General features: G+C 44.6%; 15 protein-coding genes. 7 read left to right on the plus strand and 8 right to left on the minus strand.

Annotated elements, in window-relative coordinates; genetic code table 11:
- Positions 1-42: 42 nt before the first annotated feature.
- On the minus strand, positions 43-654 hold the full coding sequence (aat, locus tag NFI81_RS16195; protein ID WP_234611406.1) for a leucyl/phenylalanyl-tRNA--protein transferase: 612 nt from the start codon (positions 652-654) through the stop codon (positions 43-45).
- Positions 655-1,016: 362 nt separating this feature from the next.
- Between aat and NFI81_RS16200 the strand changes: the two genes are divergently transcribed.
- The 6 genes from NFI81_RS16200 to hemH all read left to right on the plus strand — a co-directional run bounded on the left by NFI81_RS16200 (position 1,017) and on the right by hemH (position 7,313).
- Positions 1,017-1,745, plus strand: coding sequence for a GNAT family N-acetyltransferase (locus NFI81_RS16200; protein ID WP_234611405.1), 729 nt, complete (start codon positions 1,017-1,019; stop codon positions 1,743-1,745).
- Positions 1,746-1,881: 136 nt separating this feature from the next.
- Positions 1,882-3,084 (plus strand): argininosuccinate synthase, encoded by a 1,203-nt coding sequence (locus NFI81_RS16205; RefSeq protein ID WP_234611404.1) that lies wholly within the window; start codon positions 1,882-1,884, stop codon positions 3,082-3,084.
- Between the two features lie 3 nt (positions 3,085-3,087).
- On the plus strand, positions 3,088-4,071 hold the full coding sequence (gene argC, locus NFI81_RS16210; protein ID WP_234611403.1) for an N-acetyl-gamma-glutamyl-phosphate reductase: 984 nt from the start codon (positions 3,088-3,090) through the stop codon (positions 4,069-4,071).
- A 39-nt stretch (positions 4,072-4,110) separates the two neighbouring features.
- The gene (locus NFI81_RS16215) at positions 4,111-5,244 is read left to right on the plus strand and encodes an aspartate aminotransferase family protein (protein WP_234611402.1); all 1,134 of its coding nucleotides are present in this window, start codon (positions 4,111-4,113) and stop codon (positions 5,242-5,244) included.
- 34 nt (positions 5,245-5,278) lie between these two features.
- Positions 5,279-6,226, plus strand: coding sequence for an N-acetylornithine carbamoyltransferase (locus NFI81_RS16220; protein WP_234611401.1), 948 nt, complete (start codon positions 5,279-5,281; stop codon positions 6,224-6,226).
- A gap of 13 nt (positions 6,227-6,239) precedes the next feature.
- The gene (hemH, locus tag NFI81_RS16225; protein WP_234611400.1) at positions 6,240-7,313 is read left to right on the plus strand and encodes a ferrochelatase; all 1,074 of its coding nucleotides are present in this window, start codon (positions 6,240-6,242) and stop codon (positions 7,311-7,313) included.
- Between the two features lie 15 nt (positions 7,314-7,328).
- Here hemH and NFI81_RS16230 read toward each other — a convergent pair whose 3' ends face one another.
- From NFI81_RS16230 to NFI81_RS16245, 4 genes are all read right to left on the minus strand, one after another.
- Positions 7,329-8,477, minus strand: coding sequence for a cysteine desulfurase family protein (locus NFI81_RS16230; protein WP_234611399.1), 1,149 nt, complete (start codon positions 8,475-8,477; stop codon positions 7,329-7,331).
- Positions 8,474-9,886: a phosphoglucosamine mutase gene (glmM, locus tag NFI81_RS16235; RefSeq protein WP_234611398.1), complete on the minus strand. Its 1,413-nt coding sequence runs from the start codon at positions 9,884-9,886 to the stop codon at positions 8,474-8,476. The genes NFI81_RS16230 and glmM overlap by 4 nt, the downstream gene beginning before the upstream one ends.
- A gap of 100 nt (positions 9,887-9,986) precedes the next feature.
- Positions 9,987-10,838, minus strand: coding sequence for a transglutaminase family protein (locus NFI81_RS16240; protein ID WP_234611397.1), 852 nt, complete (start codon positions 10,836-10,838; stop codon positions 9,987-9,989).
- A gap of 34 nt (positions 10,839-10,872) precedes the next feature.
- Positions 10,873-11,913, minus strand: coding sequence for an alpha-E domain-containing protein (locus NFI81_RS16245; protein WP_234611396.1), 1,041 nt, complete (start codon positions 11,911-11,913; stop codon positions 10,873-10,875).
- 218 nt (positions 11,914-12,131) lie between these two features.
- On the opposite strand from NFI81_RS16245, the gene NFI81_RS16250 reads away from it, so the two are divergent.
- On the plus strand, positions 12,132-13,688 hold the full coding sequence (locus tag NFI81_RS16250; RefSeq protein ID WP_234611395.1) for a helicase HerA-like domain-containing protein: 1,557 nt from the start codon (positions 12,132-12,134) through the stop codon (positions 13,686-13,688).
- Here the strand turns inward: NFI81_RS16250 and NFI81_RS16255 are convergent.
- From NFI81_RS16255 to NFI81_RS16265, 3 genes are all read right to left on the minus strand, one after another.
- The gene (locus NFI81_RS16255) at positions 13,685-14,098 is read right to left on the minus strand and encodes a DUF2141 domain-containing protein (protein ID WP_234611394.1); all 414 of its coding nucleotides are present in this window, start codon (positions 14,096-14,098) and stop codon (positions 13,685-13,687) included. The genes NFI81_RS16250 and NFI81_RS16255 overlap by 4 nt on opposite strands.
- Before the next feature lies 1 nt (position 14,099).
- Positions 14,100-14,615 carry an acyl-CoA thioesterase gene (locus tag NFI81_RS16260; RefSeq protein WP_234611603.1) on the minus strand — a complete coding sequence of 172 codons (516 nt, stop codon included), beginning with the start codon at positions 14,613-14,615 and terminating at the stop codon, positions 14,100-14,102.
- Positions 14,616-14,679: 64 nt separating this feature from the next.
- Complete coding sequence (locus NFI81_RS16265; protein ID WP_234611393.1) at positions 14,680-15,765, minus strand: Gfo/Idh/MocA family protein; 1,086 nt, start codon at positions 15,763-15,765, stop codon at positions 14,680-14,682.
- Positions 15,766-15,771: the final 6 nt, after the last annotated feature.

Here is a 15,771-nt window from a genome sequence, read left to right on the forward strand (position 1 = left end):
CAGCCCCAGGTCTGTAATCTGAGCCTAAAAGTAGAAAATTATTCAAAGAATGTCTTCCAGCACATGACCATTAAACCTTCTTTTCAACTTTAATGCTTTTTGCAGTTGGTCCAGATATTCCTCGCGCGCAATTTCTATGGCGCCGTAGCGCAGCACATTATCATTGATAAACTGCGTATCCAGCAAAACAAAACGATTCATCCGCAGGATCTGGATCAGATAATGAAAAGCCACTTTCGAAGCATTACTCTCCGCTGAAAACATCGACTCCCCAAAGAAAACACCATTGATCGAAACGCCATACAACCCTCCTACCAGCTTATTTCCGCGATAAGTCTCCACGCTATGTGCGTAACCGAGCTCATGCAGGGCGGTGTAAGAAGAAATGATCTCCTCCGAAATCCAGGTCCCCTGTTCCGTTGCCCTGGGTGCAGAACAGCCCCGCATAACACCTTCAAAATCGGCATTAACCCTTATCTCAAAGTATTTTTTGTTCAGAACAGGCCGCAGTGATCTCGACGGTTTGTATGTATCAATCGGAATTACTGCCCTTGGATTTGGAGAATACCAATAAATAGTCCCGTCCGCTTCGGCCATTGGGAAAATCCCATTTATATATCCATTTAAAAGGTCATCTGTACTAATTGCTGACATGAAAGCCATATTTTAAGATTTCTGCGCCTCGGTTTTGTCCAAAACGCAAGCGGGTAAGTAATAAAAACTTTTCTTCCAAAACGAACCATAAAAATATATCTTCTGTTTCTTTGGAGTGACAATTTTTTTTTCAAAATTTGCAGTCTCTTAGACGCATTAGCAAGTCAATGAACGACAACGGCATACATACTGTTCTTCATACTACGCCTTTTCGATTCAGGTCCCCCCGGACCGCATAATTATCTTTTACCTACGTGGTAAAACTTTTATACCCACCAATTTTTTCAATTTTCAAAACGTCCCATCGTTTTCTCTGGGTGTAATAATTATTGTTTCGAACATTTTTTGTCAGCAAGCCATCAATGAAAAATACCGAAGTAGTGGGCAGTAAGTTTATAGTTCAGACTGCCAATGAAAATCATCTTCATTTTGCCGAAATTATTTGTGCAGAAATGGAAGAGAGCGCTAAAAAGCGTGGTACTGGTATAGCCAAACGTTCCCCCGTATATATAATGGAAAAAATGGTGGAAGGAAAAGCCATCATTGCCACCACAGATTCCGGCATATGGGTTGGTTTTTGTTACATCGAAACATGGGAACATGGCAAGTTTGTAGCAAATTCCGGACTGATCGTTCACCCTGATTTCCGTAACAGCGGAATGGCCAAAGCCATCAAGCAAAAAGCCTTTGAATTATCCCGCCAGAAATATCCTGATGCGAAAATCATTGGTATAACTACGAGTTTGCCCGTGATGAAAATCAATTCAGACTTGGGTTACGAGCCGGTAACATTTAGTGAGTTGCCTGCGGATGATGCTTTCTGGAAAGGATGCGCGAGCTGTGTCAATTATGATGTGTTGACACGGACCGGCAGAAAACATTGCTTGTGCACCGGAATGATGTACAATCCTGAGGATAAGAAAAAAGAAGAAGTTGCTGTTGCTACGGGTGTAGAGCCGGAGAAACATTCCTGGGATTTTCTGAAAGAATCCAGCTTGTACGAGCGCTGGATGCGTATTAAGCAACGCATTTTGTTGCGAAGGGAAGAACGCGCCAGAAAGAAAAACGCCGGGTCCGTGCTCGTACATTAAAGCACCGCATTTATTTACAGATTTATATATCTTTTAAATACCTCGCCCGGCAGCCCTTTTTTGGCCCAGAGCGAGGTATTTTTTTGTTACTTTTGTACTCCAATTTAAGCATTTAGTCAGAATCAGATTTAATATAATGTCACAGCCCAAAGTAGTTTTAGCGTTTAGCGGGGGATTAGATACCTCTTTTTGTGTAAAATATTTAGCCGAAGACAAAGGTTACGAAGTCCATTCGGTTTTGGTTGATACAGGCGGTTTTTCCAATGAAGAACTGAAAACGATTGAGGCCAATGCGTATGCTTTGGGCGTGAAACAACATGCAACGATAACGAAAACAAGCGATTACTATAATGATTGTATCAAATATCTGATCTTCGGAAATATTCTTAAAAACAACACTTATCCCCTTTCTGTAAGCGCTGAGCGCGTTTTTCAGGCAGTGGCGGTTGCGGAGTATGCAAAGGAGATCGGAGCGAATGCAATTGCGCATGGCAGCACCGGCGCCGGAAATGACCAGGTTCGTTTTGATATGGCTTTCCGCATTATTATTCCTGAGGCTGAGATCATTACACCGATCCGCGACCTTAAACTTTCGCGTGAGGCAGAAATTGAATATTTAACTAAAAAAGGTGTTGGCCGCGAATGGGCCAAGGCTGCATATAGCATTAACAAAGGCCTTTGGGGGACATCTGTTGGTGGAAAAGAGACCTTGACTTCTGAACAATATTTGCCGGAATCTGCCTGGCCAACACAGATCACCAAGACCGAACCGGAGAGGATCACGCTTGAATTTGAAAAAGGTGAATTGAAAGGTGTTGCTGGCGAGAAATTTGAAAATGCTGTTGAAGCAATTCAAAAGCTCGCTGCCATTGCCCAGCCGTTCGGGATTGGCCGTGATATCCATGTTGGCGATACAATTATTGGTATTAAAGGACGTGTGGGCTTCGAAGCTGCGGCACCTTTGATCATTATCAAAGCGCACCATACATTAGAAAAACACGTGCTGAGCGAGCAACAGCTTTACTGGAAAGAACAACTTTCAAACTGGTATGGCAGCCTGCTTCATAAAGGTCAGTTTGTAGAGCCGGTCATGCGCAACATCGAAACTTTCCTGACTGATACACAAGCGCATGTTACTGGAAAAGTGCATGTTTATTTGGCTCCTTACCGCTTCCATGTGGAGGGAATTGAATCACCATTTGATTTAATGTCGTCCAAATTCGGCAGCTACGGTGAAATGAACAATGCCTGGACTGGCGACGACGTAAGAGGATTTTCAAAAGTGGCTTCTAACCAGGTGATGATTTACCAAAAGGTGAGCGAGTCAGCGAATAACTAGCAAATGAATAATATTAATATAGGAATTATCGGCGCGGCTGGTTACACAGGCGGCGAGTTGATCAGAATATTACTCAATCACCCGAATGCAGTCATTGCCTTTGCGCACAGCAAAAGTCAGGCTGGAAAACCCATTTATGCGACGCATACGGATTTGTTAGGAGATACGGATCTGACTTTTTCAGGGGACGACATTCAGACTCTTTTGGATCAGGAAAACCTGAATGCTATTTTCCTTTGTTCCGGTCATGGTGAATCTCAAAAGTTTCTTACTGAGAACGCTGTCCCGGCAAATGTAAAGATCATTGACCTAAGCACCGATTTCCGTGATGAATCCAATGGCTTTGTTTACGGATTACCCGAGTTGCAACGGGAAACGATCAGGACAGCGACTAAAATTGCAAATCCAGGTTGCTTTGCCACAAGCATTGAGCTGGCGATTTTGCCGTTGGCCCAGGTTGGATTGATCAAAGATGACATTCACATAAGCGCCGTTACAGGAAGCACGGGCGCAGGTCAGTCGTTGAGTGCGACAACGCATTTTAGCTGGAGAAGCAACAACATCTCCATTTATAAAGCATTCACGCATCAGCATTTGACAGAGATCAAAATGAGTTTGGGCAAATTACAGCCTGGTTTTAACAAAGCCATCAACTTCGTCCCTTACCGTGGCGATTACACGCGTGGCATTATGGCGAATGTGTATACGGCGTTCGAAGGCACATTGGAAGAAGCAAAAAGCATTTACAAAAGCTTTTACACCACGCATCCGTTTACGCACATTAGCGACGCGCCGATTGACTTAAAGCAGGTTGTAAACACTAATAAGTGCTTCATCAACCTGGAAGTGCACGACGGGCAATTACTGATCACAAGCATCATTGATAACCTGACAAAAGGCGCCTCAGGACAAGCTGTACAGAACATGAACCTTGCATTTGGCTTGCCGGAAGATGCTGGATTGAAGTTGAAAGCGCCGGCGTTTTGATTTGTTAACACCCATTTTGAAGACATAAAAATTCAAGAGATGTCACACTTATTCGACGTTTACCCCATTTACGATATAGAGCCGGTTAAGGCTCAGGGAAGTTACTTGTGGGACCAGCATGGGACCAAATATCTGGATCTTTATGGCGGGCATGCGGTGATTTCCGTCGGTCATTGCCATCCTTATTATGTGGATATGCTCACGAAGCAGCTGAATGCGATCAGTTTTTATTCTAATTCTGTAAAAATTTCATTGCAGGAGGAGCTTGCGGAGAAGCTTGGATCGCTTTCTGGTTACCCTGATTATAAGCTGTTCTTATGCAACTCTGGCGCTGAGGCGAATGAGAATGCTTTGAAACTGGCTTCGTTTCATAACGGTCGTAAAAAGGTGATTTCTTTTACAAAATCATTTCACGGACGGACTGCCGGTGCAGTGGCGGCGACGGATAATGCATCTATTGTTGCGCCTGTCAATTACAAAGAGCACGTAACATTTCTGCCATTTAACGATGTTGAGGCTGCTGAAAAAGGCATTACGGATGAAGTTTGCGCGGTGATCGTTGAGGGAATTCAGGGTGTGGGCGGAATTAATGTTAGTTCAGATGAATTTTTACAAACATTAAGACGCAAGTGTGACGAAACCGGCGCTGTGCTGATCCTGGACAGCGTGCAATGTGGTTATGGCCGGACGGGAAAATTCTTCTCGCACCAGTTTAGCGGCATTGACCCGGACATTATGTCCATGGCCAAAGGAATGGGCAATGGCTTCCCGATCGGTGGAATCCTGATTTCACCCAAATTCAAAGCGAGTTATGGCTTGCTAGGGACGACATTTGGCGGAAACCATTTGGCTTGTGCCGCGGGCGTGGCGGTCCTGGATATCATGAAGGATGAAAATCTTCTGGAAAACGCAGCAGAGATTGGCGATTATCTTCTCAAAGGCATTGAAGAAATTGGCGGATATAAGGAGTTGAGAGGACGCGGATTAATGATTGGGATTGAATATGATTTCCCGGTAAAGGATCTTCGGAACAAACTTTTATTCGAATATAAAATGTTCACTGGAGTGGCGGGCGCTAACACCATTCGATTATTGCCTTCGCTTGCTTTGGGCAAAGAAGAGGCCGATCAATTCCTAGAAGCATTGAAAAAAGAAACATCCGTTGCCATTTAATTTAACCTAAACGCCGCAGAAATTACCGAACTGAATGAAACACTTTCTTTCCATAAACGACGTAACCGACCTGAATCAACTGATTACCAATGGCATCGCCGCAAAGCGTAACCCATTTGCTGACATTGAGTTAGGTAAAAATAAAACCATAGGACTGCTTTTTTTCAATTCGAGTTTGAGAACAAGGATCAGTACGCAAAAAGCGGCGCAAAATCTTGGTTTAAATGTGATTACGATGAACGTAGGACAGGATGGGTGGGGTTTGGAAATGGAAGAAGGCGTGATCATGAACGGCGATAAAGCGGAACACGTGAAAGAAGCGGCGGCGGTGATTGGCAGTTATTGCGATATCATTGGAATCCGGTCATTTGCAGGCTTGCAGGATCGGGATAAAGACTATGCTGAGATCGTTTTCCAGCAATTTAAAAAATACGCCGAGGTTCCGATCATTAATCTGGAATCTGCAACGAGGCATCCGTTACAGTCACTTGCAGACTGCATTACAATAGAAGAATTTAAGATAAAACAGCGCCCAAAGGTTGTTTTGACGTGGTTACCACATTTTAAAGCGTTGCCGCAAGCTGTTGCCAACTCATTTTGTGAATGGATGAACCCGATGGATGTGGAACTGGTTATTACGCACCCGCAAGGTTACGATCTTTCGCCAGAATTTGTGGGAAAAGGCCAGGTGATCTACGATCAGGATAAAGCTTTGGAAGGCGCGGATTTTGTGTACGGCAAAAATTGGTCGTCTTACCAAAGTTATGGCCAGGTTTTGACGAGTGATCCTTCCTGGATGATCACGGAAGCGAAAATGGCTTTGACTGATAATGGAAAATTCATGCATTGCCTGCCATTGCGTCGCAACATGAAAGTGGCAGATGAGGTTTTGGATGGGCCAAGATCCTTAGTGATTGAACAGGCGGCAAATCGCGAATGGTCAGCGCAGGCAGCATTGCGAGAGGTTTTGCTACATATTTGAAATAATTGAAAGAATGAATACGGACATATTGGCACAGCCAAATAATATCTCAACAAACAAAGAAGCAATCCGTAAAACCGGTGTCCTGATCGTGAATCTGGGCACGCCCGACAGCCCGTCGGTGCCGGATGTGCGGAAATATCTGCGGGAATTTCTGATGGACGAAAGGGTGATTGATATCCCTTATCTGAACCGCTGGATGCTTATTAATCTCATTATTGCACCGTTCAGGGCACCGAAATCGGCAAAGATTTACAAACAGTTGTGGAGACCGGATGGCTCACCGCTAAAAATTTACGGCTATTCTGTAAAAGAAAAATTGCAGCGTGTTTTAGGCGACGATTTTGTGGTGGAGCTTGCCATGCGTTACCAAAGTCCAAGCATTGAGAATGGACTGAAAGAACTGAGAAAACAGACACTTTCTGAAATCATCATCGTTCCATTTTTCCCTCAATATGCTTCTGCTTCAACAGGTTCTGTTTATAAAGAAGTAATGCGTGTGATCCAGGATTGGGAAGTTTTGCCTGAAATTAAATTCATCAACCGCTTTCTCGATCATCCCAAATTCATCGAAGGCTTCGTGAATCTGGGCAAAAAATACATGGCGCAGCAACATTACGATCATGTAGTTTTTAGTTATCACGGCCTTCCCGAAAGACAGATTACAAAAGGAGACGTAACCGGTAATTTCTGCCAATTCGGTTCCTGCTGCGATCATTTGGATGCCCGTAACCAACATTGTTACCGTGCGCAATGTTTTGAAACAACGCGTTTGCTGGTAAAAGGACTTGGCCTGGCAGAAGGAACTTACACGACTTGCTTTCAATCGCGATTGGGCAAAAACCCTTGGATTAAGCCTTACACGGATGAAGTGATCCCTGAATTAACCAAGAAAGGCGTGAAAAGTGTGCTTGCATTTTCGCCCGCATTCGTTGCCGATTGTTTGGAAACAACCATTGAAGTGGGTGAAGAATACAAAGAGATTTTTGAAAAAGAAGGCGGTGTTCACTGGCAGTTGGTTGAGAGCCTCAATGACAGCGACATCTGGATAGAAACTCTGGAAGACATCATAAAAAAAGCGGTTTAACAACCGCTTTTTGCTTTATAAGATCACACTTTCCTTCTTATATAATTCGGCCAGCGTATGCGCGGCATAATCGATCTCTTCGTCTGTATTATATTTTCCAAAAGAGAAACGAACATTCGCCCTGTTCTCATCAATTCTCAGTTCATTCAGGACGTGCGAGCCTATTTCCGTTCCACTGGCACAGGCGCTTCCTCCTGAGACTGCTATGCCAGCGATATCGAGGTTAAACAACAACATATCGCTAATCTCGGAAGGCGGTAAGCTAACATTCAAGACTGTGTAAAGACTTTTATCCAAATCTGCCGAATTACCGTTAAAGGTTATCCCTTCAATGCTGTTCATTAGCTTGTCGATCATCCGCAGTTTCAGGCCTTCAATGTGTTTGCGGTGAAGGTCCATATCACGGTAAGCAATTTCCAAAGCTTTGGCTAAGCCGACAATGCCATATATATTTTCAGTTCCTCCACGCATGTTACGCTCCTGCGCACCTCCGTGTACAAAAGGAGCAATTTTCAATCCAGGTCTGATATAAAGAAATCCAACTCCTTTCGGGCCATTGAATTTATGGGCCGCGCCGACGATAAAATTGGTTTTGAGCTTCTGCAGGTCGTGCTTATAGTGACCCATTGTTTGCACCGTATCGCTATGGAAAACGGCATTATATTTTTCACAAATGTCGCCTACTGCTTCGAGGTCCAGCAAATTGCCTATTTCATTATTGCCATGCATCAATGAAACCAACGAACGGGAATTGGATTGCAGCAATGTTTCCAAATGCTGTAAATCAACCTCCCCTTTTTCATTGAGATTAACAAAACTTAATTGGATCTGCCCCGATCTTTGAAGATGTTCGAGCGTGTGCAAAACTGCGTGATGCTCAATGCGGGATGTGATGGCGTGTTTGAGACCCAGCGTTTCAATACTGGAACGGATCGCAGTGTTATCTGCCTCCGTGCCGCCTGATGTAAAGAATATTTCGGCAGGAGCGGCATTTAGAATCCCCGCAATGCTTTTTCTGGCTCTTTCAATAGATGACCTGACTGCCCGCCCGAAGGAATGTATGGACGAAGGGTTACCAAATTGCTCGGTCATGAGCGGCAACATTACTTCCAAAACTTCCGGATCAAGGCGCGTGGTGGCAGCATTGTCCAAATAGGCTTTCATTTTTGACTGTTTTTCGGCTCTGAAATGATTTCCTTAATGTCAGAAATGATTTTATTAGCCAGATTGATCGCTGTTGTCTGCGTTTCCGATTCGGAATAGATCCGGATAATTGGCTCCGTGTTGGATTTGCGCAAATGCACCCATTCCCTGTCGAATTCAATCCTTACGCCATCAATTGTGTTCAATGGCTGCTTGGAATAACGGGTCTGAATGCGGCTGAGAATGTTATCCACATTGATATCAGGCGTCAGCTCAATCTTGTTTTTTGAAATATAATAACCTGGATACGAACGGCGTAAAACAGAAGCTGTCTTACCGAATTTGGCCAAATGGGTCAAAAACAATGCAATTCCAACCAAAGCATCTCTTCCGTAATGGCTTTCCGGATAAATGACACCGCCATTTCCCTCACCACCGATAATTGCCTGATTTGCCTTCATCATATTCACCACATTGACCTCTCCTACTGCGGAAGCAAAATATTTTCCGCCTGCCTTAATCGTCACATCGCGCAGTGCAGCTGTTGAAGATAAGTTCGAAACGGTGTTACCCGGCGTGTTTTTAAGCACGTAATCCGCAACGGCAACCAATGTATATTCTTCACCAAACGGCGTTCCATCCTCACACATGAGCGCTAGCCGATCCACATCAGGATCAACCACAATACCGAGATTAAAAGAACCATCCTTTAACTCTTTGCTGATCTCACGTAAATGCTCGGGAAGCGGCTCAGGATTATGGGCAAAATTACCTGTTGGCTCGCAATTTAACTTCTTAATGTTCTTCACAGAAACGCCTAATGCTTCCAAAAGCATCGGAACAACGATTCCGCCCGTAGAATTGACCGCATCGACGACAATCCTGAAATTGGCATTGGTTATCGCCTCCACATCCACTAAGGGCAATGCAAGGACCTGATCTATATGCTTTTGTAAATATGAATCGTCCGCAACGTAGCTTCCCAGTTTTTTAACATCAACAAAAACAAAATCTTCCTCGTCCGCAATTCTCAACACTTCCGCACCCTCTTCTTCTGAGATAAATTCTCCCTCGTGATTAAGCAGTTTAAGTGCATTCCATTGAATCGGGTTGTGGCTGGCTGTTAAGATGATCCCTCCTGCTGCATTTTCGGCCGTAACCGCAATCTCGACAGTAGGCGTGGTGGAAAGGCCAAGATCCGTTACATGAAGTCCTACTCCCTGCAATGTCCCGGCAACAAGGCGGCTCACCATTTCACCGGATAAACGTGCGTCTCTGCCAATAACAACCTTCAAATTTTGTGGATTTGTACGCCTCAGCCATGTCCCGTAAGCCGCTGCAAATTTGACAACATCAATCGGAGTCAGCGCCTCACCCGATTTTCCACCCACGATACCTCTGATTCCTGAGATAGATTTAATTAACGTCACGATCTAGAATTCCTCTTTTTGTTTGGTTGCAAAAATACTAAATTTCCCTCTCTACTGTCCGATTTTTCTTGAAACAAAAGCAACATTTGACTTATCGTTACTACTTATCTTGTAGTAACTGAATGTCTACATGGGTAGTAAGCAGAGAGCTTGTATATCCTAAAAACGAACCCATAACGGGTGCCAGTTGATCATAGTCGGCGGAAGTTCCCATGCTAATGTGATTGTTAATCACGGCCTTACCTTCCGTGGGGTCAAAACCCCGCCATCCGGCTCCGGGCAAGAAAACTTCCACCCACGCATGCAATTCGTGTGCCTGCTGCGGGTTCCCATATAAATAGCCACTGACAAATCTGGCCGCAATTCCCAGGCTTCTGCAGGCGCCCATAAAAAGCCTTGCATACTCCCTGCACGAGCCACTTCTGTCGCGCAATGTCTCATCCGGTGGATACGCATTCCCATATTCACGGTGCTGATACACAAAGTTTTGACTGATATACTGACTCATTTCGACCAGGAATGGGATCGTGGCATAGTCAACCTTTGCTGCCAATTGACGCGCAAATTGTTCCACCTGCTGCGTTGCATCGGTTTTGTCAAGATACGGGATCAAATATTTATAAATCCGGTTATCGTACAAAAACGGGATCTTGCTGGTTTCAAAAGGGTAAAATACAAAGTCGAAAACATTTACAGGCTCTGAGCTTACAGTGATGGAAGCTTCAACAAAAAGCCTGCTGTAAGGCTGGTTATAGAAATAGATCAAATGCTGAACATTGCCTTCCACATCTATATTTTTTACAATTTTAGATGGCTGTGGGTCAATGAACATATTGTATTCCAGTAATCGCTGGTGCGGATAGGATCTTGGATATAAATACAATGTGTGCATTTCCAGGACCACCGGAAAATTATATTGATATTCCAGAGAGTGCCGGACTTGTAAATTCATGAAGTTTCCGGCATTTGACCGATTTAGTTGGCTTTTAGTTCATCCATTGGGTTTTGAATTGCCCCGATGACTGGCTTTGTGACTGACTTTGAGAATGGCCTTGGGACAGACTCTGCGACTGGCCGGTTTCCAGGCCAAAATACATGTCGAAAATTGCGGAATCCACTTCGTTATTTTTAGTCTGAAATTTATCCAGATATTCGTGAAGGCCCATTTTAAAAACGTCCTCAACATCGGTAAATTCCAATTCCGTACGGATCTTGCTCAACACCCGTTCAGCAGGATTTGTGTGTCCGCGTTCCGGAATCGACCCCGCAATCGCATATAATGAGAGTTCGGCCTGTCGTACGCTATAAGCGATGGACCTGGGAAATAATTTATCCAGAATAAGAAAAGCGACAATGTTCATTGGCGTCAATGCGCGATGCGTCTGCCTGTACATATTATAAGCGCTCACAGATTTCAAAACCGCAGTCCAGAGCATAAGATCCAGCGTCGACCCTGATGTTCCAGAGTCTTGTAACAATGTAAAATACTTCACGTCCAAAAAGCGGGAACATTTATCCGCGCGCTCGATATGTCGGCCTAAGCGGCCAAAATGCCAGGCTTCATTGCGTGTAATGGATGAATCCACAACGCCGTGAAAGAGCTGGCAGCTTTTACGGATATCTGTAAAATATGCCTGCATATGGTCCATATTCCGGAAATTATCCGGGTTTGTACCCCGAATCGACAGGTAAAAAGTATTGATACTCTCCCACATTTCCTTCGATATAGTCTCCCGGATCGTCCGCGCGTTTTCGCGCGCTTCGTAAAGGCAGCTGATAATGGAATTTGGGTTTCTTTTATCAAATGTCAGGAAATGTATAACGTCCTCTTTGGTGGGCTTTTCGTAATATTTATAAAACAAATAGTGATCAGCAGTTGCGATCAGAAGCGGTTCCCATTGCTCGTCCACATCGGGCGGCAGATCCAAAGCCAGATTAAAATTAACTCCCACAAAACGGGCGTAGTTCTCTACCCGTTCGATGTAACGATTCATCCAGTAAATTGAATTGGCAACTCGGCTAAGCATAAATTGAAAGTGTTGTCTTTAAATTGGTTAATCAGAATTTTTGTTAAGCGATATTACCAAAATACCTAATAAAATTTTGCAAATACAAGAACCTACGAAAAGTAATATAAGTTCTCAAAAGAATTGTATTATGGAAAAATTGTAACCTGTTCTGCCAAAACTTCCCCAAACGGTTAATTTTTGTAAATTAACATTTCATAAACATAACCTTTATTCCTGTGTCAAAAAAAGAACAATTTGTTGCAGCCATCCAAAAATCTTATCGCACCGATAAACCTGTCATTCATTTGGGTTCTGCCATTCTGGATGGTGAAATTATCGGTGAAGCCAGGGTAAATCTGCCTCTGCGCATGATGAACAGGCATGGACTAGTGGCCGGCGCAACGGGATCGGGAAAAACGCGAACATTGCAGGTGCTTGCCGAGCAACTTTCCGCCGCAGGCGTGCCTGTTTTTATGTCGGATATAAAGGGCGACTTATCGGGTATTGCGCAACCCGGACCAACCAATGCGGCGTTGCAGGAAAGATCGGCGGCACTGGGAACGGTGTTTGAGCCAAAAGGATATCCCGTTGAACTTTATTCACTAAGCGGACAAAAAGGCGCTCAGATGCGCGCCACGATCCTGGAATTCGGGCCGATACTGCTTTCCAAAATTTTTGAATTAAATGATACGCAGTCGGGCGTGCTGGCGATTCTCTTTAAGTATGCCGATGACAAAGATCTGCCCATGGTGGATCTGAACGACCTGAAAAAAGTGCTCAATTACCTTTCAGAAGGTCCCGGCGCTTCCGAAATAAAAGCAGACTACGGCAGCATTTCCACTTCCACAGCGGGAACGATATTGCGTAAAATCGTCGCCTTGGAACAACAGGGCGTAGGGACTATTTTTGGTGAAAAATCTTTTGACATTACTGACCTGATCAACCGCGTCGATGGGCAGGGCGTCATCAGTTTGCTTAATATTTCCGATGTTCAGGACAAGCCCGCATTGTTTTCAACATTCATGTTAAGTCTGCTGGCTGAACTTTACACAAAATTGCCGGAAGCCGGCGATCTGGATAAACCCAAGCTGGTATTCTTCCTGGACGAAGCGCACTTGCTCTTCAAAGATGCGCCAAAAGCATTTCTGGACCAGATTGAGCAGGTTGTACGCCTTATCCGTTCCAAAGGCGTGGGAATTTTCTTTTGCACACAAATGGCGCAAGATGTTCCTGTTTCCGTTTTGTCTCAATTAGGAAACCGCGTTCAACACGTTTTAAGAGCATTTACCCCGCAAGATGCAGACGCACTAAAACAAACCGTTAAAACTTACCCGAGATCAGATTTTTATGCCATTGACCAGATCCTGACCACATTAGGAATCGGGCAAGCATTGATTACGGTTTTAAATGAAAAGGGAATTCCGACAGAAGTGGCGGCAACCCATTTGCTCCCGCCAAACTCAATTATGGGCCCAATGGTGCAGGCAGATTATGATAATCACGTCAGACAATCAGACGTTTACCTGAAATACAAAGATCCGATTGATCCGGAAAGCGCTTACGAAATGCTAACCAAGCGCATGGAAACCCACGCTCAGGTGGAGGCCAAAGCGCAGGAAGAAGTTGCGGAAGTAAAAAAGGAAAAAGAAGAAAAAGGAATGTTTTCCGAAGCGCTTAACTCGCCATTGGCAAAACAAATCGGCCGCGAAGTGGTCAGGGGTGTTTTTGGCATGTTGTTTGGCAAAAAAACGACAAGCACCCGCAAAAAGACCGGCGGCTTATTCGGCTTCTAGTCCGTTAGCTTCACACTGATTTTCTGTCCCGGATCTTTGAGCAAAAATTCACAATCCTCAAATTTCGGGGCAGAAAATTTAGGGCGGAAATTCTTGCTGAAACCATAAGGCTCCTTAGGAATTCCCACGAAGTTTTTGTCCAGCACACCATTGCTATTCATGTCGTGGTAAACTGCTAATGCGTAACGCCCGGGGCTCAGTTCAAATGTGACATGCTGAGGCGCGGCTGCTTTCACTTCTACGATCTTGTAGGTGTTCGGTTTTTCTTTCCCGGCGAATTTTTCCTCAGGCTTATAAATAGCAATCCAGAGCTTGCCCTGTTTTTTTTTAATGTTGGTGAACTCAATATCCAATGTCATAGCTGGCGCTGCAAACCAGCTTACCACGCAACCCACAATCCATATCAGCATATTAATCTTTGTTTTCTGTTTCCCAACCAATCACACAACGCTGCTTTGATAACTTGTGCAAGTTATCCTGCACATCCAACCGTGTTTTCGCATTATCAAATGCATCACGGTAATTTTCTTTCAATTCCCTGCGCTTGATCGCTTCGAGGAATCTGCGTGCATCATCCTCATTTTCAAGCAGTAATTCCGGAACAACGGTCGGCTTGTCATCATCCCCTTTCGCAACCATGGTCACATAAGAAGTGTTGGTATGCCGTTGCGTTCCATTCCTGACATTCTCTGCAATCACCCTGATCCCGATCACCAATGAAGTCCTGCCGACATAATTAACGGACGCGTGCAGTGAAACCAGGTCGCCAACTTCAACAGGTTCTAAAAAATCCACGCCATCGACAGAAACCGTCACGCAATACGTGCCCGCATGACGCGCGGCGCAGGCATAGGCAACCTTGTCAATCAATGATAACAGGATGCCGCCATGTATTTTTCCGCCAAAATTAGCGTAGGACGGAATCATTAGTTCCGTTAATGTAGTCTGTGAAAAGCGAACTGAACGTGGTTCCAAATGCCTGATGTTTTATTTACTTCTTTAAATAAATGGTTTTTCCGGACTTTGCCGACTCTTTTGCAGTTTCTAAAATTTCGACCACAGTCACATTCACAGGTAATCCGTATAAATCGTTTTTTTCCAGTTTCAAACGCCCCTGGATCACGTCTGCCAAAACGGAGAACGGATCTGTAAATGGTGCAGGCCGCGGATCGAGCTTGATCGTTTCCTCAGGCGTTTTTTCCGCCAGGCGTTGTCTGACCGTGGTTGCGTTTACAGCCACTGCATAACCTTTATTCCCAAACACTTCCATATCTTTTCGGGCAAAGGACCAGTTCCAGGAACCCTGAATGATACATTGCGCTTTGGGATATTGTAAAATAATGGATGCTTCGTCGTCTACTTCTTTATAAATCTCGGGCTTATTCTGGTGGGTAACAGCCGTTACCGAAAGCGGACGTTCCCCTTTCAAAAGCCAGGTCATCAAATTCGCTCCATAGCAACCAAAATCAATCAATGCTCCCGCGCCGTTCTTAACCGGATCGGTGAGAATGGCCAGAAACTCTTTGCTCACACCAATTTCCTTCGGTCCCTGATGCCCGTCGTTGACCATCACTTTCCTGATCTCGCCCAATTTCCCTTGCTCTACCAGGTCACGGACGTGCTGATTGCTTGCATACCAGGAGGTTTCATAATTGGTAAGCACTTGAATGCCATTTTGATCCGCCAACTTTTGGATTTCCTTCGCGTCTGCAAATGTTGTTGCCAGCGGTTTTTCCACCATTACGTGGATTTTCCTCGGCGCACAGGCGCGTACAATCGCAATGTGTTCATTTATCGCCCCAAATGCTGAAACGGCTTCCGGTTTGGCCTCGTCGAGCATTTTGTTCAAATCCGTGAAAAAGAGCTTTTTGTCCAGCTTGTACTTGGTCATGAACAGATTGACAAGGTCCGGATTGGTTTCGTAAATCCCCACAAGCTCAATATCCTTTTTATCCGAACGGTTGAAAATCCAGCCGACATGACCGTGGCTCAGCCCGGCAACCGCTACTTTTACAGGCGTTTGCGCCATTGATTGAATGCTTAAAAATGCAAGTAAACAGAGCAGCAGTGTTTTCATATTCAG

Origin of the sequence: Dyadobacter fanqingshengii (assembly GCF_023822005.2) — a bacterium.
In the GTDB taxonomy this organism is placed as follows: Bacteria; Bacteroidota; Bacteroidia; order Cytophagales; family Spirosomataceae; genus Dyadobacter; species Dyadobacter fanqingshengii.

Excerpts from the sequence above, each read along its gene's own strand:
- NFI81_RS16240 (WP_234611397.1), bottom strand. The coding sequence starts at position 10,838 with ATGAATTTACAAGTCCGGCACTCTCTGGAATATCAATATAATTTTCCG.
- NFI81_RS16220 (WP_234611401.1), top strand. The coding sequence starts at position 5,279 with ATGAAACACTTTCTTTCCATAAACGACGTAACCGACCTGAATCAACTG.
- NFI81_RS16230 (WP_234611399.1), bottom strand. The coding sequence starts at position 8,477 with ATGAAAGCCTATTTGGACAATGCTGCCACCACGCGCCTTGATCCGGAA.
- hemH (WP_234611400.1), top strand. The coding sequence starts at position 6,240 with ATGAATACGGACATATTGGCACAGCCAAATAATATCTCAACAAACAAA.
- NFI81_RS16255 (WP_234611394.1), bottom strand. The coding sequence starts at position 14,098 with ATGCTGATATGGATTGTGGGTTGCGTGGTAAGCTGGTTTGCAGCGCCA.
- NFI81_RS16205 (WP_234611404.1), top strand. The coding sequence starts at position 1,882 with ATGTCACAGCCCAAAGTAGTTTTAGCGTTTAGCGGGGGATTAGATACC.
- argC (WP_234611403.1), top strand. The coding sequence starts at position 3,088 with ATGAATAATATTAATATAGGAATTATCGGCGCGGCTGGTTACACAGGC.
- NFI81_RS16265 (WP_234611393.1), bottom strand. The coding sequence starts at position 15,765 with ATGAAAACACTGCTGCTCTGTTTACTTGCATTTTTAAGCATTCAATCA.
- NFI81_RS16245 (WP_234611396.1), bottom strand. The coding sequence starts at position 11,913 with ATGCTTAGCCGAGTTGCCAATTCAATTTACTGGATGAATCGTTACATC.
- NFI81_RS16200 (WP_234611405.1), top strand. The coding sequence starts at position 1,017 with ATGAAAAATACCGAAGTAGTGGGCAGTAAGTTTATAGTTCAGACTGCC.
- NFI81_RS16260 (WP_234611603.1), bottom strand. The coding sequence starts at position 14,615 with ATGATTCCGTCCTACGCTAATTTTGGCGGAAAAATACATGGCGGCATC.
- aat (WP_234611406.1), bottom strand. The coding sequence starts at position 654 with ATGTCAGCAATTAGTACAGATGACCTTTTAAATGGATATATAAATGGG.
- NFI81_RS16215 (WP_234611402.1), top strand. The coding sequence starts at position 4,111 with ATGTCACACTTATTCGACGTTTACCCCATTTACGATATAGAGCCGGTT.